Raw genomic sequence first — 20,874 nt, 5'->3', positions numbered from 1 at the left:
ATGCTATTCTGTCTGCCCTAATTTTGTCGCTGCTGCTCCCCTCTCTGCAGCGACACCGAGCACGGAACTGCGAATGCGTTTTTTAACGGCTACCGACAAAAACCTCTGGCGGCTGGCGCTGCCGATGATCCTTTCTAACATCACCGTTCCCTTACTGGGGGTGGTCGATACTGCTGTCATTGGTCACCTCGACAGCCCGGTCTATCTGGGCGGGGTTGCGGTCGGCACGACAGTCACCAGTTTCCTCTTCATGCTGCTGCTGTTCCTTCGGATGAGTACTACCGGCCTGACGGCGCAGGCTTTTGGTGCCGGCGATAAAATGGCGCTGGCACGTGCGCTGACCCAGCCTTTAATTATTGCGCTGCTGGCTGGCGTGCTGTTCATCTGCCTGCGCTCGCCGATTACTACGCTGGCGGCCGATCTGATTGGCGGCGATCCCAAAGTTTTGCAACAGGCGGCACTGTTTATTCAGATCCGCTGGTTAAGTGCGCCCGCCACCCTGGCAAATCTGGTGATCCTTGGCTGGCTGCTGGGCGTGCAGTACGCGCGTGCGCCGGTCATCCTGCTGGTGATCGGCAATCTGGTCAATATTGTGCTCGATCTGTGGCTGGTGATGGGGCTGCACTGGGGAGTGGCAGGCGCGGCAACCGCGACCGCGCTGGCGGAGTATATAACGCTGGTCGTCGGGGCAGTGATGGTCTGGCGGGTATTGAAACTACGTGGCATCACCACCGCAATGCTGAAGCAGAGCTGGCGCGGCGATATTCAGCGGCTACTGCGTCTTAATCGCGACATTATGCTGCGTTCGTTAATGCTGCAGCTCTGTTTTGCCTCGCTGACCGTGCTGGGCGCACGTATCGGTCCGCAGGTGGTGGCGGTGAACGCCGTGCTGCTGATGTTTATCACCTTTACCGCCTATGCGCTGGATGGTTTTGCCTACGCAGTCGAAGCCTTCGCCGGTGAGGCGCATGGCGCGAAAGATGGCAGCAGGCTGCTGCGCGTCTGGCATTCTGCCTGCCGACAGGCGCTGGTGGTGGCTCTGATGTTCTCAGTAATTTATGCGTGTTTCGGCTCGCATATCGTGGCGCTGCTGACCTCGATTGAACAGCTGCAACAGGCGGCCGATCGCTATCTGATATGGCAGGTGATCCTGCCGCTGGCGGGCGTCTGGTGCTATCTGCTGGATGGCATGTTCATCGGTGCAACCCGCGGCCGGGAGATGCGTAACAGCATGATGGTGGCGGCACTTGGTTACTTCCTGACGTTGCTTAGCGTCCCGCTGCTGGGCAACCACGGCTTGTGGCTGGCGGTCACCGTTTTCCTGGCGCTGCGTGGCCTGTCGCTGTGGCTGATCTGGCGTAAACACTGGCAGCAGAACAGCTGGTTTAACGCCTGATAGCTGGCATCTGATGTCCTCCGGCTACAGATTATTCTGTATTGTTCCGGCAAACCTAAAATCTTCTACTACAATTAACCGTAAGCAGCGCAGTGAACCAGCGCTTTATATCGTCATTTTGTTTTCTTTCAAGATAAATGATGTAACCAAAGGATGACATAGAGGTCTGCCATGAATAAAGATCAAGCGAGCGGCAACTGGAAGCAGTTCAAAGGCACAGTAAAAGAGAAATGGGGCAAGCTGACCGACGATGATATGCAGGTTATCGAAGGCAAACGCGATCAGCTGGTCGGAAAAATTCAGGAACGTTACGGCTATGCGAAAGAAGATGCAGAGCGTGAAGTAACGGACTGGGAAGGTCAGAACAAAGATTACCGTTGGTAATCACAAAGATTTACGGATAAAGCTCCTACCCGCCGGTACGCTCATACCGGCAACCGCACAAGGATGTGCACATTACCCGCGTTTTCCCCGCTTTTTACCCTCACTTTGATGATCGTGCTGACAACTTTCATGATGGGTGCAGGCTTCGACTTCGACACAATTCTCACATAATCCATGCGCTTCAATCACGCTATGACGCAGGGCAAACTGTGCCTCACCAGCCAGTGTGGCGATAATCTTCTCTACTCCCTGCGCCTGCTTTTCGGTTACCGCCGCACAGCGATCACACACCAGCATGACCGAGGTGTGTGCCGGTGCCTCGAAATGGTGACACATTACGTAGCTATTATTGGACTCCACCCGGTGGATAAAGCCCTGTTCCAGCAGGAAGTCCAGCGCCCGATAGACCGTAGGGGGCTTGGCCTGGGGTTCGCTAACCCGGAGTTGATCCAGCAGATCATAAGCGCTGATCGATCCTGGCTGCTCAGCCATTAATCGCAACACTTCAGCCCGCTGCGATGTCAGACGCACGCCGCGCTGCAGGCACAGTTTTTCCGCCTGGGTCATTATTTGCTGTGACGTCATGTTTGACATGGAAACTCTCCGCTGGATAAGTGATGTTATTTTATCACACAAATTTTCGCGGCGCAGAGGTTGGTTTTTGCCTGATAAAACAGCAAATTCTGGCCGGTGGTCGATTAAAAACGCTGTGTGAGGATCAGGAGAGGCCGCTATCGGCACCCAATCAGATCCACTCGCCGACCGGTTAAGGTGGCCTTTTCAGCGCTTTTGCTTTGCATCTCACTGAGTTAAGAAGTAATGTTCAGCAAGACTTAAGAAATGTCTGGTATTATTTTATTTATTACCGGGTATTTTGAACAAAAATAAAGTTTTATTGATTGGAAAACATCCAATCCTTTGAATTAAGCGACTGTTTCCTTTGAATTCACAGCAATAACGCGTTAGCCAGGGTTCACAATAGGGCTAACAAACTATTCAGTCGTTGAATGTTTCAACGGCACTTTCTCAGGTGATGGCAGGCAAATGGTGAAAAAATCCGCTCAACGCTCAGCGCTGAAGTACACCGCTGTAGTGAACGCGCTTTTCCTTTCTTCTTCCGCCATGGCGGCGGGGACCTGGTATGATGCACGCAATGATGCCATGGGCGGAACCGGCGTCGCATCTTCTCTTTATGGCTCAGCCGTGCTGGCCAACCCGGCTTTGATGACGCGAGCTAAACCCGACGATAGCGTCAGTATTATTTTCCCTTCAGCCGGTATTCAGGTCACCGACAAAGATCACCTGATCGACAAAGTGGATGACATCACCGATACCGTTGATCGCTACCGCGAGGTGATCGGCAACCTGACCTTTGCCGATTATCTGCGTGGCTATCCTGAAGTGCGCGCTGCTTCAGGCGATGTTGCTAACCAGTTAAGTGATTTGCGTGGCAACAAAGCGGACGGCAACACCGGGGTGGCGCTGGCGGTCACTATTCCTAACGAGACGCTGCCTTTCGCCTTTATCACCAAAGCCTATGGATCGGCACATGTGCGAGCCAATGTGGTCCAGAGCGATATCGACTATCTGCGCGGCGTAGCTAACGGCACGGTGCTTCCGCGTCCGGGCGATCAGGACAATCTGCGCTCCAGCGCCAACGGCCTGGCGGCGCTGGTCACCGATTATGGCGTCGCACTGGCGCATGAGTTCACCATTGCCGGTCAGCCGGTGTCGGTAGGCGTCACGCCGAAATTGCAAAAAACCTGGCTGTATAACTACACCGCCAGCATTTACAACTACGACAAAAGTGACATCAACAATAGCCAGTATCGCAGCACGGACACCGGCTTTAACGTTGATGCCGGTCTGGCGACCACGTTTGCTGAAAACTGGACGCTGGGCATCACCGGTCAAAACCTGGTATCCCGCGATCTGCAGACCAAAGAGGTCAACGGCTTCCGTGATACTTACCAGATCCGTCCGCTGGTCACCACCGGTCTGGCCTGGGATAAAGGTCCGTTCACCGTGACCGGCGATGTCGATCTGACCGAAACCAAGCGTTTCAAAACGCAGGAAAACAGCCAGTATGCGGCGGTCGGTGCGGAATATCGGGTGCTCGACTGGTTACAGTTACGTGCCGGTTATCGTGCGGATATGCGTTCGAACGATGAAAACGTCGCAACCGCCGGTTTCGGCCTGTCACCGTTTAATAAAGCGGTGCATCTGGATCTGGCTGGCTCGGTCGGGGCGAACAATACCTGGGGCGCGATGATGCAGCTGGGCTTCAATTTCTGATCTTCTTTGATACCGCAGTTCGGGGCGGGCGATGCACTATCGCCCGCCCTTGTGTTATCCTTGCACAGAATTCAATCACCCTCATTTACCGGATTATCTGCGCTTCATGACCGATACTGTTTCTTCGCAACGTTTCTCGATTGCCCCGATGCTCGACTGGACCGATCGCCACTGCCGCTATTTTCATCGCCAGCTGACCGGCGATACGCTGCTCTACACCGAAATGGTGACCACCGGCGCGATTATTCATGGTAAGGGCGATTACCTGGCCTATAGCGAGGATGAACATCCGGTCGCCTTACAGCTGGGCGGCAGCGATCCCGCTGCGCTGGCGCACTGCGCCCGACTGGCAGAGCAGCGCGGTTACGATGAAGTGAACCTGAACGTCGGCTGTCCCTCTGACCGGGTGCAGAATGGCCGCTTCGGGGCCTGCCTGATGGCAGAAGCCGATCTGGTTGCTGACGGCATCAAAGCGATGCGTGATGTGGTGTCGATTCCGGTGACGGTGAAAACGCGCATCGGGATTGATGAACAGGACAGCTATCAGTTTCTGACCGATTTTGTCGGGACAGTGGCCGAGCGCGGTGGATGCGAGACGTTTATCATTCATGCGCGTAAAGCCTGGCTATCAGGTCTCAGCCCGAAAGAGAACCGCGAAATTCCGCCGCTTGATTATCCACGGGTTTATCAGCTGAAGCGGGACTTCCCGCACCTGACGCTGGCGATTAACGGCGGTGTGAAAACGCTGGAAGAGGCGGAAACCCACCTGCAGCATCTTGATGGCGTCATGATGGGGCGTGAAGCCTATCAAAATCCCGGCATTCTGGCACAGGTGGACCAGCAACTGTTTGGTCGTCAGCATCCGGCGGCCGATCCGGTGGCAGTGGTCCGCGCCATGTACCCCTATATTGAAGCCGAACTGGCGAAGGGCACTTATCTGGGCCATGTGACACGTCATATGCTCGGTCTGTTCCAGGGGATTCCGGGTGCACGCCAGTGGCGACGCTACCTGAGTGAAAATGCCCACAAACCAGGCGCGGATGTGCGCGTACTGGAAGCTGCACTGGCACTGGTGGCGGACAAAATCCCGCAGGAAGCCTGATCGACCTGCGCCCAGGAGACCAGCCCGCAACGGCTGGTTTTTTTTGCGCCATTTTTTGGTTATTTTGACTGCTTGCAGGATAGCCACACCGGGCTGTTGTCAGGTAAAACAAGCAGTTAAACATTGGCACGTTTCTTGTAAAGATTGACACAATGAGTCTCAATAAGGAGCGCTAACGTGGAAATTTTATTTGTATTGGGGTTTTTCCTGATGCTGTTGCTGACCGGTGTTTCATTGCTCGGCGTACTGGCTGCGCTGGTGGTCGCCACGCTGGTAATGTTCGTCGGTGGACTGTTTGCACTTGTTATCAAAGTGTTGCCGTGGCTGGTGCTGGCAGTGGTCGCGGTCTGGCTGCATCGCGCCTTTTTCGGCGATCGCAACACGCGAGAATGGCGTAAGCTAAAGCGTAAGATCAACAACTTAGACCGAAAAGGCTGGCGTTAAATGCGGAGATGATCACAGTGTGACGTTTTGCTTAGACGATATCTGCAATTAAACATATTTTTTACTTATGTTTTCTGGCAGGATAGTCGTCGTTGAGTCGAAACGAATTCATCGCCGCTGTCCCTACACCAGCGCGAACGAAAATAAAAAAAGAGAAGGGCTTCCTGCGGGAAGCCCTTTTTGTATGCCAGACGGCGTTGCCGATGGTCAGGGAATCAGCAGGCTCGACCCCTGAGTAGCGCGGCTTTCCAGCATCTGATGCGCTTTGCCCGCCTCCTTCAATTCAAACTTCTGCTGTTCCGGCACGTCCACTTTGATCGCGCCGCTGGCCAGCAGCGAAAAGAGTTCGGCACTGGCGGTTTCCAGCTCCTGACGGTTAGTGATGTAACCGAACAGCGACGGGCGGGTAACAAACAGTGAGCCTTTTTTATTCAGAATGCCCAGATCAACCCCGGTCACCGGGCCGGAAGCGTTGCCGAAACTGACCATCAGACCGTGACGACGCAGCGAGTCCAGCGATGCTTCCCAGGTATCTTTACCGACCGAGTCATACACTACGCCAACCTTTTTCCCCTGGGTAAGCTCGCTGACGCGTGCGGCGATATCCTCTTCGCGATAGTTAATTGTTGCCCAGGCACCGGCATTCTTCGCCAGCGTCGCCTTTTCAGCCGAACCGACGGTACCAATCAGGTGCGCGCCCAACGCTTTTGCCCACTGGCAGGCAATCAGCCCGACACCGCCGGCGGCGGCATGAAACAGGAAGGTCTCATCCGCTTTGATTTTATAGGTCTGGCGCAGCAGATACTGAGTGGTCAGCCCTTTCAGAAAACTGGCTGCCGCCAGCTCAAAGCCGATCGCGTCGGGCAGGTGCATCAGCCGATCTTCTGCTACGTTGTGCGCTTCGCTGTAGGCGCCGAGGGCTGCCTGACAATAGACCACCCGATCGCCAGGCTTAAACAGCGTCACGTCACGGCCGACGCGGGTAACGACGCCCGCCGCCTCGGTACCGAGACCGGACGGGAAGGCTGCCACCGGATAGAGCCCGCTGCGCAGATAGGTATCGATGTAGTTAATGCCGATGGCGCGATTTTCTACCTGCACCTCATTACCGGCAGGATCGGCAAGTTCAAAATCAGCCCACTGTAAAACGTCCGGACCGCCGTGCGCGTTGAACTGAATACGCTTTGCCATTCTGACTCCTGTGATTGTTTCATCATGAGGGTGAGGCGCGCACCCCAACTGAGGTATACTTGCGCGTCCCCACAGAACATCGGTAATGCATTCACTATGGCAGGAAATAAACCCACCAACAAATCGAACGAAACGCAGGATCGCCAGCTGGAAGGCGTGAAAATGCCCCCGCATTCGCTGGAAGCGGAGCAATCGGTGCTCGGTGGGTTAATGCTGGATAACGAGCGCTGGGACAACGTCTCCGAGCGCGTGGTCGCCAATGATTTCTTCAACCGCTCGCATCGGCTGATTTTTTCCGAGATGCAGCGGCTGCTGGAAAACAGCAAGCCAATCGACCTGATCACTCTCTCTGAATCGCTGGAAACCCGCGGCGAGCTGGAGATGGCTGGCGGCTTTGCTTACCTTGCTGAACTGGCGAAAAATACCCCCAGCGCGGCTAACATCGGCGCTTATGCAGACATCGTGCGTGAACGTGCGGTAGTGCGTGAGATGATTTCGGTCGCCAACCAGATTGCCGATGCTGGCTACGATCCGCAGGGCCGCAACAGCGAAGAGCTGCTGGATTTCGCCGAATCCAACGTTTTCAAAATTGCCGAAGCGCGTGCCAGTAAGGATGCTGGCCCGAAAAATATTGAGCAGATCCTTGAGGCGACCGTCTCACGTATCGAATCGCTTTATCAGACGCCGCACGATGGCGTCACCGGCGTGGATACCGGCTATCAGGATCTGAACAAGAAGACCGCGGGCCTGCAGCGCTCTGACCTGATTATCGTCGCCGCGCGTCCCTCAATGGGTAAAACCACCTTCGCGATGAACCTGTGCGAAAACGCCGCGATGCTGCAGGACAAACCGGTGCTGATTTTCAGCCTCGAAATGCCCAGCGAACAGATCATGATGCGTATGCTGGCTTCGCTGTCGCGGGTCGATCAGACCCGTATTCGTACTGGCCAGCTGGATGATGAGGACTGGGCGCGTATCTCCGGCACCATGGGCATCCTGCTGGAGAAGAAGAACATGTACATTGATGACTCTTCTGGCCTGACGCCGACCGAAGTGCGCTCGCGCGCCCGCCGCATCTACCGTGAAAACGGTGGCTTAAGCATGATTATGATCGACTACCTGCAGCTGATGCGCGTGCCTTCCCTGTCGGATAACCGTACGCTGGAGATCGCCGAGATCTCGCGCTCACTGAAAGCGTTAGCCAAAGAGCTGAATGTGCCGGTGGTGGCGCTGTCGCAGCTTAACCGCTCGCTGGAGCAGCGTGCCGATAAGCGGCCGGTGAACTCGGATCTGCGTGAATCGGGCTCGATCGAGCAGGATGCGGATTTGATCATGTTTATCTATCGCGATGAGGTTTACCACGAAAACAGCGATCTTAAAGGGATCGCCGAGATCATCCTCGGTAAACAGCGTAACGGTCCCATCGGCACGGTGCGTCTGACCTTTAACGGACAGTGGTCGCGTTTCGATAACTACGCGGGTCCGCAATACGACGACGAATAATCCCTTCTTTGTGCTGTCATGCACGATCTGTGCATGACAGCCCCCGTCATCAGAAAATAGTGTTGGACAACCCCGCCGATTATCGGGTTATCTGTAACAAAGCGATGCCAATAACGCTGTGGAAACGGAATGACTCACGTAGACGATTACGACCTTAAAATCCTGACTTTATTACAATCTAATGGCCGCCTGACCAATCAGGAGTTGAGCGATTTAGTCGGCCTGTCGGCGTCACAATGCTCACGCCGCCGGATCAACCTGGAGCAGGCCAACCTTATCCTTGGCTACCACGCCCGGCTGTCACCGGATGCGATTGGGCTGGGTATGGTCGGGCTGATCGAGGTGCGGTTAATTAATCATACTGCCGAATATGTCGACAGTTTTCATCGGATGGTGGAGCAGGAAGAGGCGATTGTCGACGCCTACAAAACCACCGGTGATGCCGATTATCTGTTAAAAGTGGCGGTGGCCGATCTCAATTCGCTCAGCGCCTTAATCAGCCAGCTGGTCGCCGGCCACCAGAGCGTTTCTCATGTAAAAACCTCGGTGGTGCTGGGACGTCTGAAAGAGAACGGGCTGATGATGATTCCAGAACACAAGACGCGCTAAAAAGGTGCGTCCTGTGCCGTTTTGGTGCATCACTGCGGTAAATAATGCAAGTAATACGCACCAGAACAAACATTTGTGCATGAATTAACGGTTTTTTCGAAGTTTTTTGCACAAAACCCTGCAATAAAGCACCTTAGATATCAATGGGATAATCGCTGGCACCCTACCGGTGGCCGTCATCGGCTGCCGGTATGGTGCGTTTTTTGCATCTGAACCGCATCATTTGCACTGAGATAACTCCATGGATAACGTTGCAGAACCCGCCCGCATTCCCCATTCCCGCATTGAAGATGCACTGGCGATTGTGCTTGGCACCCTAATGGTTTCGTTCGGCGTCATTATGTTGAAACAGGCGGGCGCGCTGACCGGCAGTACGGCGGGCATCGCTTTTCTGATCAGCTACCTGTCGCCGTTATCCTTCGGCAGCGCCTTCTTTCTGATCAATATTCCGTTCTACTGGCTGGCGGTAAAACGCATGGGCTGGGAATTTACCCTGAAAACCTTTTGTGCCGTTGGGCTGGTATCATTGTTTACCCATCTGCATCCGCTGTTTGTCCATTTTTCCGCCCTCGATCCGTTCTATGCGACATTGTTCGGTAACGTCATCATGGGAATCGGGTTTATAGTGTTGTTTCGTCATAAAGCCAGCCTGGGCGGCATCAATATCCTGGCGCTGTGGCTACAGGATCGCTTTGGCATTCGCGCCGGCAAGCTGCAAATGGCGGTGGATACCTGCGTGGTGCTGGCCTCCCTGTTTGTGGTGAGCGTACCGATTCTGCTCGCCTCGATTGGCGGCGCGGTTATTCTTAATCTGATTATCGCGATGAACCACCGTCCAGGACGCTACCTGGTTTAATGACACTCTGTTACCCGAAGACCACTCATGGAGACCTACACCGTGTTTCAAAACGTTGATGCCTATGCTGGCGACCCGATTCTGTCGTTGATGGAAGCGTTTAAACAAGACCCACGCGAACACAAAGTTAACCTCAGTATCGGGCTTTACTATGACGAGCAGAGCATCATCCCGCAGCTGAAAGCGGTTGCGACTGCTGAACAGCAGCTGCACGCTGAGCCACAGCAGGCGTCGCTCTATCTGCCAATGGAAGGGCTGAACAGCTACCGCAGCGCGATTGCGCCTCTGCTGTTTGGTGCCGACCATCCGATGCTGCAGGCGGGCCGGATTGCCTCTATTCAGACGCTGGGCGGCTCTGGCGCGTTGAAAGTCGGTGCGGATTTCCTTAAACGTTATTTTCCGCAGTCAGCGGTCTGGGTCAGCGATCCGACCTGGGAAAACCACGTGGCGATTTTCAACGGTGCCGGTTTCGAGGTGAACACCTATCCGTGGTATGACGCAGAGACCCACGGCGTGCGGTTCGATGCATTTATCAGCGCGCTGAAAACCCTGCCGCAGCAGAGCATCGTTCTGCTGCATCCGTGCTGCCATAACCCGACCGGTGCCGACCTGACCGATGCGCAGTGGGACCAGACCGTTGAGGTGCTGAAGGCGCAGCAGCTGATTCCGTTCCTCGACATTGCCTATCAGGGCTTCGGTGCGGGCATGCAGCAGGATGCGTATGCACTGCGCGCCGTGGCCGCAGCGGGCCTGCCAGCGCTGGTCAGCAACTCCTTCTCGAAAATCTTCTCACTGTATGGTGAGCGTGTCGGCGGTCTGTCTATCGTCTGCGACAGCGCAGAGGAAGCCGGCCGGGTGCTGGGTCAGTTAAAAGCGACCGTACGCCGCAACTACTCCAGCCCACCGAATTTTGGTGCGCAGGTGGTGGCACGGGTGTTGAATGATGATGCTCTGAAAGCGAGCTGGCTGGCGGAAGTAGAAGCGATGCGCTTACGCATCCTGGAGATGCGTCAGTCGCTGGTCGATGTGCTGAACACCGCACTGCCAGGTAAAAACTTTGACTACCTGCTGAAGCAGCGCGGTATGTTCAGCTATACCGGCCTGAGCGCACAGCAGGTTGATCGCCTGCGCAACGAGTTCGGCATCTATCTGGTCGGCAGCGGCCGGATGTGTGTCGCCGGCCTGAACAGCAGAAATGTACATCAGGTTGCGGAAGCATTTGCTGCCGTAATGTAATCGCCGTTCCGCTGTGTAAAAACCGCCGGCCCAGCCCGGCGGTTTTTTATTTGCCCGCAGGGTTTACCTTTCGCCGACATGCTGCACACTTAAACGGGAGACCGTTTCAGGAAAAAGCTATGTGGCATCAACAAATTCTGACGCTTAGCGCGAAACCACGCGGATTTCATCTGATCACTGATGAGATCGTCGATGCGCTTTCCGCCCTGCGTAACATCAACACCGGCCTGTTGCATCTGCTGTTGCAGCACACCTCGGCTTCGTTAACCTTAAACGAGAATTGCGACCCGACGGTGCGCAGCGACATGGAGCAGCACTTTATGCGGCACGTTCCGGAAGATGCGCCTTATCAGCACGACTACGAAGGGCGTGACGATATGCCAGCGCACATTAAATCATCGACCTTAGGGGTATCATTGTTACTGCCGGTTCAGCGCGGACGTCTGGTGCTGGGCACCTGGCAGGGGATCTGGCTGGGCGAACACCGCATTGATGGCGGTGCGCGGCGAATTGTCGCCACTTTACAAGGGGAAGCGTAATGACGAATTCAGACTTACTGACCTATTGCATGAGCAAGCCGGGCGCGGAACAGAGCGTCCATAGTGACTGGAAAGCCACTCAGATTAAAAGCAACGGCGTACTGTTTGCCATGGTGCATGAGGTGAAAGGTCGTCCCGCGGTTTCACTGAAATCGACCCCGGCGCTGGCGGAATTACTGCGCGAAGAGCATAACGACATTTTTCCAAGCCAGCATCTGAACAAATCTCACTGGAGCACTCTGTATCTTGATGGCTCACTGAAAGATTCGCAGATCTACTATCTGGTTGATGCGTCTTTTGATCAGATTGCGACCGTCAAATAGGCGGCAATAAAAAACCCTCTCCCGGCTGGAAGAGGGTGATAAGGTGCAGCGATTACGCGGCGGACTGATTGCGCAATGTGTTGATATCGATAACGAAACGGTATTTCACATCACTCTTCAGCATACGTTCGTAGGCTTCATTGATCTGATCCATCGCAATCAGTTCGATATCTGAGGTGATGCCGTGCTCACCACAGAAATCGAGCATCTCCTGCGTTTCGGCAATGCCGCCAATCAGTGAACCGGCGATGCTGCGACGCTTGAAGATCAGGTTAAATACCTGCGGCGCAGGGTGATCGTGCTCTGGTGCGCCGACCAGCGTCATGTTGCCATCGCGCTTCAGCAGGGTAATGAACGGGTTGAGATCGTGTTGTGCCGCCACGGTATTCAGAATGAAGTCGAAGCTGTTGGCGTGCTGTGCCATCTGCTCCGGATCTTTCGAAATCACCACTTCATCTGCGCCCAGGCGTTTACCGTCTTCAATTTTAGACGGCGAGGTGGTGAACAGCACCACATGCGCGCCCATCGCATGGGCAATTTTGACGCCCATATGGCCGAGACCGCCCAATCCGACGATGCCTACTTTTTTGCCGGGACCGACATTCCAGTGACGCAGCGGTGAGTAAGTGGTGATACCGGCACACAGCAGCGGCGCAACGCCAGCCAGTTCCAGGTTTTCAGGGATGCGCAGCACAAAGCTCTCATCCACCACCATCGCCGTTGAGTAACCGCCATAGGTAATGGCGCCGGTTTCACGATCTTCACCGTTATAGGTGCCAACAAAGCCATTTTCACAATACTGCTCTAAACCTTCCTGACAGCTTGGACAGCTGCGGCAGGAGTCGACCATACAGCCGACGCCGACCAGGTCGCCCACCTTATACTTCTGAGTCTGTGGACCCACAGCAGTAACGCGACCCACGATTTCATGGCCAGGCACCACCGGGAAAATGGTGTTCTTCCACTCATTACGTGCCTGATGCAGGTCTGAGTGGCAGACGCCACAGAACAGGACCTCAAGCTGTACGTCATGAGCGCGAAGCTCACGCGGCTGATAATCGAACGGTGCCAGTTTGGATTTAGCATCCTGAGCAGCATACGCATGCGTAATATTCATGGTGTCTCCAGTTTCGATGTGTCGTGCGTGTTTTTCGGTGAAGTGCGGCAGCAGTGTGCTGCAGCGAAAACAGGGCGACGCGCAGGGCGTGCCAAAGAGGAACCGCTTAAGGATAGTCAGCGTAGCGAAAAGCGTATATGCCTATAGGTGTCTGAATCTTGCCTGATCCTGCATTTCTCTGGCTGAATGGGCAGCCGGTAAAAAAAAGGCCCGCACGAGGCGGGCCTGACAGATTACTTGTTCAGCAACGGTTTGAGGAAGCGTGCGGTGTGTGATTTTTCACACTCCGCCACGGTTTCTGGCGTGCCGGCCACCAGAATTTCACCGCCGCCGCTGCCGCCTTCCGGACCGAGATCGACAATCCAGTCGGCAGTTTTGATCACGTCGAGATTGTGCTCAATCACCACGATGGTATTGCCCTGATCGCGCAGCTGATGCAGCACTTCCAGCAGCTGCTGGATATCGGCAAAGTGCAGGCCGGTAGTGGGCTCATCAAGGATATAGAGCGTCTGACCGGTGCCGCGCTTCGACAGCTCACGCGCCAGCTTAACGCGCTGCGCTTCACCGCCGGAAAGAGTAGTAGCGGACTGGCCGAGACGGATGTAAGAGAGACCCACATCGATCAGCGTCTGCAACTTACGCGCCAGCGCCGGCACCACATCGAAGAACTCCCGCGCTTCCTCAATGGTCATTTCCAGCACTTCGTGGATGCTCTTGCCCTTGTACTTCACTTCCAGCGTTTCGCGGTTATAGCGTTTGCCTTTGCACTGATCGCACGGCACATAAATGTCCGGTAAAAAGTGCATTTCGACTTTCAGTACGCCATCGCCCTGACAGGCTTCACAGCGTCCACCACGCACGTTGAAACTGAAGCGGCCCGGATTGTATCCACGCGAGCGCGCTTCCGGCACGCCAGCAAACAGTTCACGTACCGGCGTGAAGATGCCGGTGTAGGTTGCCGGGTTAGAGCGCGGTGTCCGGCCAATCGGGCTCTGGTCGATGTCGATGACCTTATCGAAATGCTCGAGGCCGGTGACCTCGCGATAGGCCGCCGGTTCCGCGATGGTCGCGCCGTTGAGCGCGCGCTGGGCAATCGGGAACAGCGTATCGTTGATCAGCGTCGATTTACCTGAACCCGATACGCCGGTGATGCAGGTAAACAGCCCGACCGGCAGCGTCAGCGTCACGTCCTTGAGGTTGTTGCCGCGTGCGCCCGTCACCTTCAGCACTTTGGCCGGATCGCCTTTAACCCGCTGCGGCGGCACGGAAATTTCACGTTTGCCGCTAAGGAACTGGCCGGTCAGTGACGCTTCCTGCGCCATGATCTCATCCACGGTGCCTTCTGCCACGACCTGGCCGCCATGCACGCCCGCGCCGGGACCGATATCGATCACGTGGTCAGCCGCCCGAATCGCATCTTCATCGTGCTCAACCACAATCACCGTATTGCCGAGATCGCGCAGGTGAATCAGGGTGCCGAGCAGGCGCTCGTTATCGCGCTGATGCAGGCCGATAGAGGGCTCATCCAGCACGTACATCACGCCCACCAGGCCCGCGCCGATCTGGCTGGCCAGACGGATACGCTGTGCTTCACCGCCGGAAAGGGTTTCAGCCGAACGAGACATCGACAGGTAGTTCAGGCCGACGTTCACCAGGAAGCTCAGGCGATCGCTGATCTCTTTCAGCACTTTTTCCGCGATTTGGGCGCGCTGGCCGCTGAGCTTCAGGTTTTCAAAGAACGACATCGCATGACCGATACTCATCTCCGAGATGGTCGGCAGCGTGGTGTTTTCCACGAAGACATGGCGCGCTTCACGACGCAGACGCGTCCCATCGCAGGTGGCACAGGCCCGGTTACTGATAAATTTCGCCAGCTCTTCGCGCACCGCTGACGATTCGGTCTCTTTGTAACGGCGTTCCATGTTGTTCAGCACGCCTTCAAACGGATGGCGACGCACGGAGGTGTCACCCCGATCGTTGATGTACTTGAACTCAATGGTCTCTTTACCGGAACCGTACAGAATCACTTTCTGCACGTTATCCGGCAGGCTGCCGAACGACGCTTCGATATCAAAATCGAGATGTTCCGCCAGTGAGCGCAGCATCTGGAAATAGTAGAAGTTACGGCGATCCCAGCCGCGGATTGCACCGCCCGCCAGCGAGAGCTCCGGGTTCTGGACTACCCGATCCGGGTCGAAATATTGCTGCACGCCCAGCCCATCACAGGTCGGACAGGCACCCGCAGGGTTGTTAAACGAGAACAGGCGCGGTTCCAGCTCGCTCATGCTGTAGCCACAAATCGGGCAGGCAAAGTTGGCAGAGAACAGCAGCTCTTCAGCCGCGCTGTCATCCATATCCGCCACGATCGCCGTGCCGCCAGAGAGATCCAGCGTGGTTTCAAACGATTCGGCCAGCCGGGTTGCCAGATCGGCACGCACTTTAAAGCGATCAATCACTACTTCAATGGTGTGCTTCTTCTGCAGTTCAAGCTTTGGCGGATCGGAGAGATCGCATACTTCGCCGTCGATACGCGCACGAATGTAGCCCTGCGTCGCCAGGTTTTCCAGCGTTTTGGTGTGCTCGCCTTTACGATCCTTCACCACCGGAGCCAGCAGCATCAAGCGGCGGCCTTCCGGCTGAGAGAGCACCTGATCAACCATCTGGCTGACGGTCTGCGCCGCCAGCGGCACATCGTGATCCGGACAGCGCGGCTCACCGACGCGGGCAAACAGCAGACGCAGATAGTCGTGGATCTCGGTGATGGTACCGACCGTAGATCGCGGGTTATGTGAGGTTGATTTCTGCTCAATGGAAATGGCGGGCGACAAACCTTCGATATGATCGACGTCCGGTTTTTCCATCAGCGAAAGAAACTGGCGCGCATACGCAGAGAGCGACTCCACATAGCGGCGCTGACCTTCCGCATACAGCGTATCAAACGCCAGTGAGGATTTACCGGAGCCAGACAGGCCGGTCACCACAATGAGTTTGTCGCGTGGGATGGTCAGGTTGATGTTTTTCAAATTATGGGTGCGGGCACCACGAACTTCGATCTTATCCATTCACCTTTCCCGGATTAGCAGCACTCACCGCGCCTTGCCGACACGGCCAGAATAAACGCATCATTATGGCACAAAAAATAGACTGAATAAATATCCAGTACTCTTTGCCTTTTGGCGGCGGATGATTAAAATTGGAACCCCGCTCTAAAGTGGGAAACAGTCAGCAGGACGTGTTAGAATTGATAGATTAGACTGTATGCATTAACTCATCGGGAGACAGCAACATGGCCAGTCGTGGCGTTAACAAAGTGATTCTTGTCGGGAATCTGGGTCAGGATCCGGAAGTACGTTATATGCCAAATGGTGGCGCTGTTGCCAACATTACGCTGGCTACGTCGGAAAGCTGGCGCGACAAGCAGACCGGTGAAAACAAAGAGATCACTGAGTGGCACCGTGTGGTGCTGTTTGGCAAACTGGCTGAAGTCGCGGGTGAATACCTGAAAAAAGGGTCTCAGGTCTATATCGAAGGCCAGCTGCGCACTCGTAAATGGCAGGATCAGGGTGGCCAGGAGCGTTACACCACCGAAGTGGTGGTTAACGTCGGCGGCACCATGCAGATGCTGGGCGGCCGTCAGCAGGGCGGTAACGCCGGTGCATCAGCAGGCGGCGTGCAGGGCGGCGGTAACAACAACGGTTGGGGCCAGCCACAGCAGCCGCAGGGCAGCAATAATCAGTTCAGCGGCGGCGCGCAGTCCCGTCCGCAGCAGCAGCCTCAGAGCGCACCTGCCAGCAACAACAACGAACCGCCAATGGATTTTGACGACGATATCCCGTTCTGATCCGCCTGACAGCGCGACATTGATAGCAAACAGGCCCGGTATACCGGGCCTTTTTATTACCTTTAATAGCGGCTGCACAAACAGATCAGGCGAGGGACGCCCATTCGGTCAGGATTGCGTCACAGCTCAGCACGCGCGGCACGTTGCCGGGTATCAGCAGCGACGACCACACCTCATTATGCTGACCTATCAGCTGTTCTGCGCTCACCCAGCGGCGATCGGCGGTGGTATGCGCATCTGCCGCCACGGTGATGCGATAGCCGGCGCTGGCACCAACTTTAATGGTGGTATCCAGGCAGTAGTCTGTGGCACAGCCGCAAATCACAAATTCCTTCACCGCCAGCGTCTGAAGCAACGCAGCCAGACCAGTCTGCCAGAAGCTGTCGCAGGCCGTTTTAGTGATAAAATGCGCGCCGGCAGGCTGGTGGATCTCGGGCAACAGCGCAAAAGCATGACTGCCTTCAGGCAGGCTTTCCTCGGTATGCTGGATAAACACCGTGACATCGGCCCGCTCAGTCAGACGATTTATCTGCGCCACCCGCCCCTGCCAGTCAAAACGCGGCGTAGCGAATACGCCATTTTGCATATCTATAACCAACACCACTCGCTGTGCCATGCTTGATCCTATCGCGACGGAAAAAAGCAGTGTTGCCTGGCACCAGGCGGATGAATAGCAATATTTTGCATTTTATCGTCCATCACAGGCATGCTGAACTGCCTGTCGGTTAAATGAGGAGAGTGAAGTGGAGGGCGTTCCGGCTATTTTTCCCTGCGAGACAGATCGCGCGCAGTTTCAGCAGCTGTCTGAGTTACCCGGTGTGGAACTGTATCAGGCTCACATCTCTCGCTACGCCTTTGAACCGCATACGCATGAAGCCTTTGGTATCGGCACTATTGAAGCTGGCGCGCAGCGCTTTCGCTATCGCGGCACCCAATACACCGCACCCAAAGATTCGCTGGTGATGATGAATCCGGATGAACTGCATACCGGGGAATCCGCCTGTGCCGAAGGCTGGCGTTATCAGATGATCTATATCCAGCCACAGTTAATGGATGAGCTGACCGGCGATCGCGGCTGGTGGTTTAATGAGGCACTGCTGACTGATTCCCGTCTGGCCCAGCCGCTGTCGCGCACCCTGGCGGCACTGTGGCAGGCGGACTCGGTGCTGGCACGTCAGGGATTGCTGTCGGAACTGTTATTGCAGATTCGGCCGCTGGCGCGGATGGCGTCGTCCGCCCGGCTTCAGCCAGCGCATCGCTTCGATAAGGTACGTGATTACCTGCGGGAAAACCTGGCGCAACCGGTGCGCCTTGAGGAGCTGGCGGCGCTGGCAGCATTATCGCCCTGGCACTTTTTACGTGCTTTTCGCCAGCATTATCATGTGACGCCGCATCAGATGCTGATGGCCTTTCGGCTGTATGATGCCAAACAGCGGCTGGCGCAGGGGGAGAGTGCAGCCAGCGTGGCGGCTGCGGTGGGGCTGACCGATCAGGCTCACCTGACCCGCGCCTTCGCCAACCGGTACGGTATTACTCCGGTCCGCTATCAGAAACAGGTGCGCCAGGCCTGAAAATCGCAATCTGCTACAAGCCTTTCCCGCCTCATTTCGCCACACTGCGCCAGACAAACGATAAAGGGAAAAATTATGCTCGCTGGCGTACTGTTTGCTGTGACCGCAGGTCTGATGTGGGGACTGATCTTTGTTGGCCCGTTGCTGGTGCCGGACTATCCCGGGGCGTTGCAATCAGCTGGCCGCTACGTTGCCTTTGGCCTGATTGCGCTGCCGCTGGCGTGGCACGACCGCCGTCGATTGCAGCGGCTGGTTGTGGCTGACTGGCGGGAAGCGGTAAAGCTTTCGCTGGTGGGCAACCTTCTTTATTACGCCTTTCTCGCCAATGCCATTCAGCGCACCGGCGCGCCGGTCTCGACCATGATAATCGGTACGCTGCCGGTGGTGATCGCTGTCACCGCGAACCTCTGTTACGGTCATCTTGAAGGGCGACTGCCGTGGCGGCGACTGTTTCCTGCCTTAATACTGATGGCGGCCGGGCTGGTGTGCGTGAATGCTGCCGAGTTGCAGGCTCATGGCAGCACGCTGGACATCGGCCGGTATCTCACCGGGATTGTGCTGGCGATGCTGGCCGTGGTGTGCTGGACCTGGTATCCATTGCGTAACGCGCGCTGGCTGCGCACGCACCCTGAACACCGGCCTTCTACCTGGGCTACGGCGCAGGGGCTGGTCACGCTGCCGATGGCGCTGGTGCTGTATGCGCTGGTCAGCGCTCAGCTCGCCTGGCAGCAGCCTGACTTCACGCTGCCGTTTGGGCCTCATCCTCAGGTCTTCATTCCGCTAATGCTGGCGATTGGTCTGCTCTGCTCCTGGCTGGGGACGCTGTGCTGGAATGCCGCCAGCCAGCGCTTACCCACTGTATTGATGGGGCCATTGATCGTTTTTGAAATCCTCTTTGGCCTTTTGTGGACTTTTCTCTGGCATCAAAGCTGGCCGCCGCTGCTGACCGTGGCCGGCATTATTTTTCTGATGGCTGGCGTGCTGTGGGCGATGCGGATAAAACCGCAACCGCAGGTGGTGGCGATCAACGAGTAACGCTGCCAGTGGATAATCTTTGTTCTGTCGCGCGGTCAGCCGTCCGCGCGGCTTTTTAAGATTAAGTCGCATTCCGATTTGAACGATTTTGCACCCATATTCGCTACGTAATCGATTTCATACCTCACATCCGGCCGGACAGGCCGCTTCATCTTCACGCCATTGACGACAAGCCAAGGCTAAAAAACAGCCAGCACAGGTCAGAATCAGATCCTTTTTGATGTGTAACGCCGGGGCAGTGGTTGAAATTCATCCATTAATGAGACGAATTTCGGCCAGATAATGGCGATTAAGTGATTAACGACCTGCTGTCATTGCCTTCCGGACCTGAAGAACGGCGACTAAAAACCACTATTAACTTCATTCATTGATAAAAGAGTAAGAGAATTCCGCCGCTGCGTTTTTATTTAAAGATTAACGTCTGGCATCATTGATGCGCACTAAGGATGCAAAATGAGTAGGCACATAACGTTAGTGATAAGCAGTAATAAACTATTTATCCTGGATTAATCCTGGGGAAAGTTTTGCCGAATGACACTACTCGCGAATTAAAGCGTAACCGCAAAAATGGGGATTAGATCCATCATTAACTTAAAGGCGAGTAGGTTATTTTGAAAGCGATGTTTAAGCCGGCTTAACGGAATGGATGCAATTCAGTTCCGATGATTAGCCGAGCTTAACGAAGAAACATGAGACCCCAATCCCGCCGAAACGGGATTGGGAGAGGGGAAAGGTGCGTAGAATGCGAGACTTTTGCTGTTGTGAATCAATTTTACCGCAAAAAAAGAAGCTTAGCCGTGAAGCCATTCATTAGTTATAAATGGAGCGGAAAAGGGTGCCGCAATTGTCCTGTTAAATGATCTTCATCTCTTCTGGTAAGAACAAATCTCAGCGTTAAGTCTAAAAAGCGCGGTAGCATTGGGTTTAGCGATTCTCTGTGCCGGACGGATAATGATATACACTGCGACTGATATCTAATAAACGACAGCTGCGACGGGTGCCGATGTCGAAGGTGCTCTGCAGGAAGTCGACCGCCTGACGTTTTTCATTCGTAGTAAAGAAGTTCTTCAGAACGCTTTGCAGCATCTCCTTATCAGAGTTCAGGGTTTGCAGTTCACGGGTAAGGTTCTGCAGTTTTTCCTCCAGCTCTTTGATTTTTCTGCCTTCTTCGGAAGACAGCCCAGAAAACTTCTTCTTCCAGCTGTAGAAAGTTGCTTCAGAGATACCCAGCTCTTCGCAAATCTCTCTGACTTTAACGCCCGATTCAGAAGCTTTAATGGCATTTGTGATTTGATCTTCGCTGTATCGTGACTTTCTCATAAATGCTCTTACCTTTCTTATCGATTAATGGATGAGAATGACTTTAATAATTCCTGGCACTGTAAGTTTCTATTAATGCAGTATTAAAGTGTGCGTATTGAATTGCGAAGGT

Annotated in this window: 20 protein-coding genes; 14 read left to right on the top strand and 6 right to left on the bottom strand. The window is 55.0% G+C overall.

The features are described 5' to 3' along the window. Positions 1-73 precede the first annotated feature (73 nt). Positions 74-1,396 (top strand): MATE family efflux transporter DinF, encoded by a 1,323-nt coding sequence (dinF, locus tag ACLIBF_RS19435; protein WP_089561276.1) that lies wholly within the window; start codon positions 74-76, stop codon positions 1,394-1,396. Positions 1,397-1,567: 171 nt separating this feature from the next. Next, the gene (locus ACLIBF_RS19430) at positions 1,568-1,780 is read left to right on the top strand and encodes a CsbD family protein (RefSeq protein ID WP_031375521.1); all 213 of its coding nucleotides are present in this window, start codon (positions 1,568-1,570) and stop codon (positions 1,778-1,780) included. 72 nt (positions 1,781-1,852) lie between these two features. On the opposite strand, the gene zur is transcribed toward ACLIBF_RS19430, so the two are convergent. Then, complete coding sequence (zur, locus tag ACLIBF_RS19425; protein WP_072051006.1) at positions 1,853-2,374, bottom strand: zinc uptake transcriptional repressor Zur; 522 nt, start codon at positions 2,372-2,374, stop codon at positions 1,853-1,855. A gap of 450 nt (positions 2,375-2,824) precedes the next feature. Here zur and ACLIBF_RS19420 point away from each other — a divergent pair, with 450 nt between their 5' ends. The 3 genes from ACLIBF_RS19420 (at position 2,825) to pspG (ending at position 5,621) form a co-directional block, all read left to right on the top strand. Next, positions 2,825-4,075, top strand: coding sequence for a conjugal transfer protein TraF (locus ACLIBF_RS19420; RefSeq protein WP_279810440.1), 1,251 nt, complete (start codon positions 2,825-2,827; stop codon positions 4,073-4,075). Positions 4,076-4,181: 106 nt separating this feature from the next. Next, complete coding sequence (gene dusA / locus ACLIBF_RS19415; protein ID WP_279810439.1) at positions 4,182-5,177, top strand: tRNA dihydrouridine(20/20a) synthase DusA; 996 nt, start codon at positions 4,182-4,184, stop codon at positions 5,175-5,177. 177 nt (positions 5,178-5,354) lie between these two features. Next, on the top strand, positions 5,355-5,621 hold the full coding sequence (pspG, locus tag ACLIBF_RS19410; RefSeq protein ID WP_069729440.1) for an envelope stress response protein PspG: 267 nt from the start codon (positions 5,355-5,357) through the stop codon (positions 5,619-5,621). A gap of 207 nt (positions 5,622-5,828) precedes the next feature. On the opposite strand, the gene ACLIBF_RS19405 is transcribed toward pspG, so the two are convergent. After that, complete coding sequence (locus tag ACLIBF_RS19405; RefSeq protein ID WP_031375517.1) at positions 5,829-6,812, bottom strand: quinone oxidoreductase; 984 nt, start codon at positions 6,810-6,812, stop codon at positions 5,829-5,831. 96 nt (positions 6,813-6,908) lie between these two features. On the opposite strand from ACLIBF_RS19405, the gene dnaB reads away from it, so the two are divergent. The 6 genes from dnaB to ACLIBF_RS19375 all read left to right on the top strand — a co-directional run bounded on the left by dnaB (position 6,909) and on the right by ACLIBF_RS19375 (position 11,878). Then, a complete protein-coding gene (gene dnaB / locus ACLIBF_RS19400; protein ID WP_031375516.1) occupies positions 6,909-8,315 on the top strand; it encodes a replicative DNA helicase in 1,407 nt (468 codons plus the stop codon). A gap of 129 nt (positions 8,316-8,444) precedes the next feature. Beyond that, positions 8,445-8,924, top strand: a complete 480-nt coding sequence (locus ACLIBF_RS19395; protein WP_031375515.1) for an Lrp/AsnC family transcriptional regulator — start codon at positions 8,445-8,447, stop codon at positions 8,922-8,924. Between the two features lie 241 nt (positions 8,925-9,165). Continuing rightward, positions 9,166-9,780 (top strand): YitT family protein, encoded by a 615-nt coding sequence (locus ACLIBF_RS19390; protein ID WP_046288554.1) that lies wholly within the window; start codon positions 9,166-9,168, stop codon positions 9,778-9,780. Positions 9,781-9,822: 42 nt separating this feature from the next. Next, on the top strand, positions 9,823-11,016 hold the full coding sequence (locus ACLIBF_RS19385; RefSeq protein ID WP_279810448.1) for an amino acid aminotransferase: 1,194 nt from the start codon (positions 9,823-9,825) through the stop codon (positions 11,014-11,016). Between the two features lie 119 nt (positions 11,017-11,135). Then, a complete protein-coding gene (locus tag ACLIBF_RS19380) occupies positions 11,136-11,555 on the top strand; it encodes a secondary thiamine-phosphate synthase enzyme YjbQ (RefSeq protein ID WP_031375514.1) in 420 nt (139 codons plus the stop codon). Then, positions 11,555-11,878, top strand: coding sequence for an MmcQ/YjbR family DNA-binding protein (locus ACLIBF_RS19375; RefSeq protein WP_089561278.1), 324 nt, complete (start codon positions 11,555-11,557; stop codon positions 11,876-11,878). Before ACLIBF_RS19380 ends, ACLIBF_RS19375 begins: the two co-directional genes overlap by 1 nt. Before the next feature lie 52 nt (positions 11,879-11,930). On the opposite strand, the gene ACLIBF_RS19370 is transcribed toward ACLIBF_RS19375, so the two are convergent. Together ACLIBF_RS19370 and uvrA are read right to left on the bottom strand one after the other, a co-directional pair. Then, positions 11,931-12,995 (bottom strand): NAD(P)-dependent alcohol dehydrogenase, encoded by a 1,065-nt coding sequence (locus ACLIBF_RS19370; RefSeq protein ID WP_031375512.1) that lies wholly within the window; start codon positions 12,993-12,995, stop codon positions 11,931-11,933. A gap of 233 nt (positions 12,996-13,228) precedes the next feature. After that, entirely contained in the window at positions 13,229-16,057 is a 2,829-nt protein-coding gene (uvrA, locus tag ACLIBF_RS19365; RefSeq protein WP_089561279.1) for an excinuclease ABC subunit UvrA, read from the bottom strand. A 224-nt stretch (positions 16,058-16,281) separates the two neighbouring features. Between uvrA and ssb1 the strand changes: the two genes are divergently transcribed. Further along, the gene (gene ssb1 / locus ACLIBF_RS19360; protein ID WP_448310312.1) at positions 16,282-16,836 is read left to right on the top strand and encodes a single-stranded DNA-binding protein SSB1; all 555 of its coding nucleotides are present in this window, start codon (positions 16,282-16,284) and stop codon (positions 16,834-16,836) included. A gap of 85 nt (positions 16,837-16,921) precedes the next feature. Here ssb1 and ACLIBF_RS19355 read toward each other — a convergent pair whose 3' ends face one another. After that, complete coding sequence (locus ACLIBF_RS19355) at positions 16,922-17,452, bottom strand: isochorismatase family protein (protein WP_031375510.1); 531 nt, start codon at positions 17,450-17,452, stop codon at positions 16,922-16,924. Between the two features lie 127 nt (positions 17,453-17,579). On the opposite strand from ACLIBF_RS19355, the gene ACLIBF_RS19350 reads away from it, so the two are divergent. Together ACLIBF_RS19350 and ACLIBF_RS19345 are read left to right on the top strand one after the other, a co-directional pair. After that, positions 17,580-18,407, top strand: a complete 828-nt coding sequence (locus ACLIBF_RS19350) for an AraC family transcriptional regulator (protein WP_031375509.1) — start codon at positions 17,580-17,582, stop codon at positions 18,405-18,407. 75 nt (positions 18,408-18,482) lie between these two features. Then, positions 18,483-19,442, top strand: a complete 960-nt coding sequence (locus tag ACLIBF_RS19345; protein WP_279810438.1) for a DMT family transporter — start codon at positions 18,483-18,485, stop codon at positions 19,440-19,442. A 924-nt stretch (positions 19,443-20,366) separates the two neighbouring features. Here the strand turns inward: ACLIBF_RS19345 and ACLIBF_RS19340 are convergent. Then, positions 20,367-20,762: a transposase gene (locus ACLIBF_RS19340; protein WP_031375507.1), complete on the bottom strand. Its 396-nt coding sequence runs from the start codon at positions 20,760-20,762 to the stop codon at positions 20,367-20,369. Between the last annotated feature and the right edge of the window lie 112 nt (positions 20,763-20,874).

Source organism: Pantoea sp. PGP6, from assembly GCF_053474785.1.
The sequence above is the reverse complement of the archived record's forward strand: the minus strand, read 5'-3'. Positions and strand labels throughout refer to the sequence as shown.

Coding starts and splice junctions, on each gene's coding strand:
- ACLIBF_RS19375 (WP_089561278.1), top strand. CDS start 11,555: ATGACGAATTCAGACTTACTGACCTATTGCATGAGCAAGCCGGGCGCG.
- ACLIBF_RS19370 (WP_031375512.1), bottom strand. CDS start 12,995: ATGAATATTACGCATGCGTATGCTGCTCAGGATGCTAAATCCAAACTG.
- dusA (WP_279810439.1), top strand. CDS start 4,182: ATGACCGATACTGTTTCTTCGCAACGTTTCTCGATTGCCCCGATGCTC.
- ACLIBF_RS19355 (WP_031375510.1), bottom strand. CDS start 17,452: ATGGCACAGCGAGTGGTGTTGGTTATAGATATGCAAAATGGCGTATTC.
- uvrA (WP_089561279.1), bottom strand. CDS start 16,057: ATGGATAAGATCGAAGTTCGTGGTGCCCGCACCCATAATTTGAAAAAC.
- ACLIBF_RS19390 (WP_046288554.1), top strand. CDS start 9,166: ATGGATAACGTTGCAGAACCCGCCCGCATTCCCCATTCCCGCATTGAA.
- ACLIBF_RS19380 (WP_031375514.1), top strand. CDS start 11,136: ATGTGGCATCAACAAATTCTGACGCTTAGCGCGAAACCACGCGGATTT.
- ACLIBF_RS19420 (WP_279810440.1), top strand. CDS start 2,825: ATGGTGAAAAAATCCGCTCAACGCTCAGCGCTGAAGTACACCGCTGTA.
- ACLIBF_RS19430 (WP_031375521.1), top strand. CDS start 1,568: ATGAATAAAGATCAAGCGAGCGGCAACTGGAAGCAGTTCAAAGGCACA.
- ACLIBF_RS19345 (WP_279810438.1), top strand. CDS start 18,483: ATGCTCGCTGGCGTACTGTTTGCTGTGACCGCAGGTCTGATGTGGGGA.
- zur (WP_072051006.1), bottom strand. CDS start 2,374: ATGTCAAACATGACGTCACAGCAAATAATGACCCAGGCGGAAAAACTG.
- ACLIBF_RS19405 (WP_031375517.1), bottom strand. CDS start 6,812: ATGGCAAAGCGTATTCAGTTCAACGCGCACGGCGGTCCGGACGTTTTA.
- dnaB (WP_031375516.1), top strand. CDS start 6,909: ATGGCAGGAAATAAACCCACCAACAAATCGAACGAAACGCAGGATCGC.
- ACLIBF_RS19340 (WP_031375507.1), bottom strand. CDS start 20,762: ATGAGAAAGTCACGATACAGCGAAGATCAAATCACAAATGCCATTAAA.
- ACLIBF_RS19395 (WP_031375515.1), top strand. CDS start 8,445: ATGACTCACGTAGACGATTACGACCTTAAAATCCTGACTTTATTACAA.
- ssb1 (WP_448310312.1), top strand. CDS start 16,282: ATGGCCAGTCGTGGCGTTAACAAAGTGATTCTTGTCGGGAATCTGGGT.
- dinF (WP_089561276.1), top strand. CDS start 74: ATGCGTTTTTTAACGGCTACCGACAAAAACCTCTGGCGGCTGGCGCTG.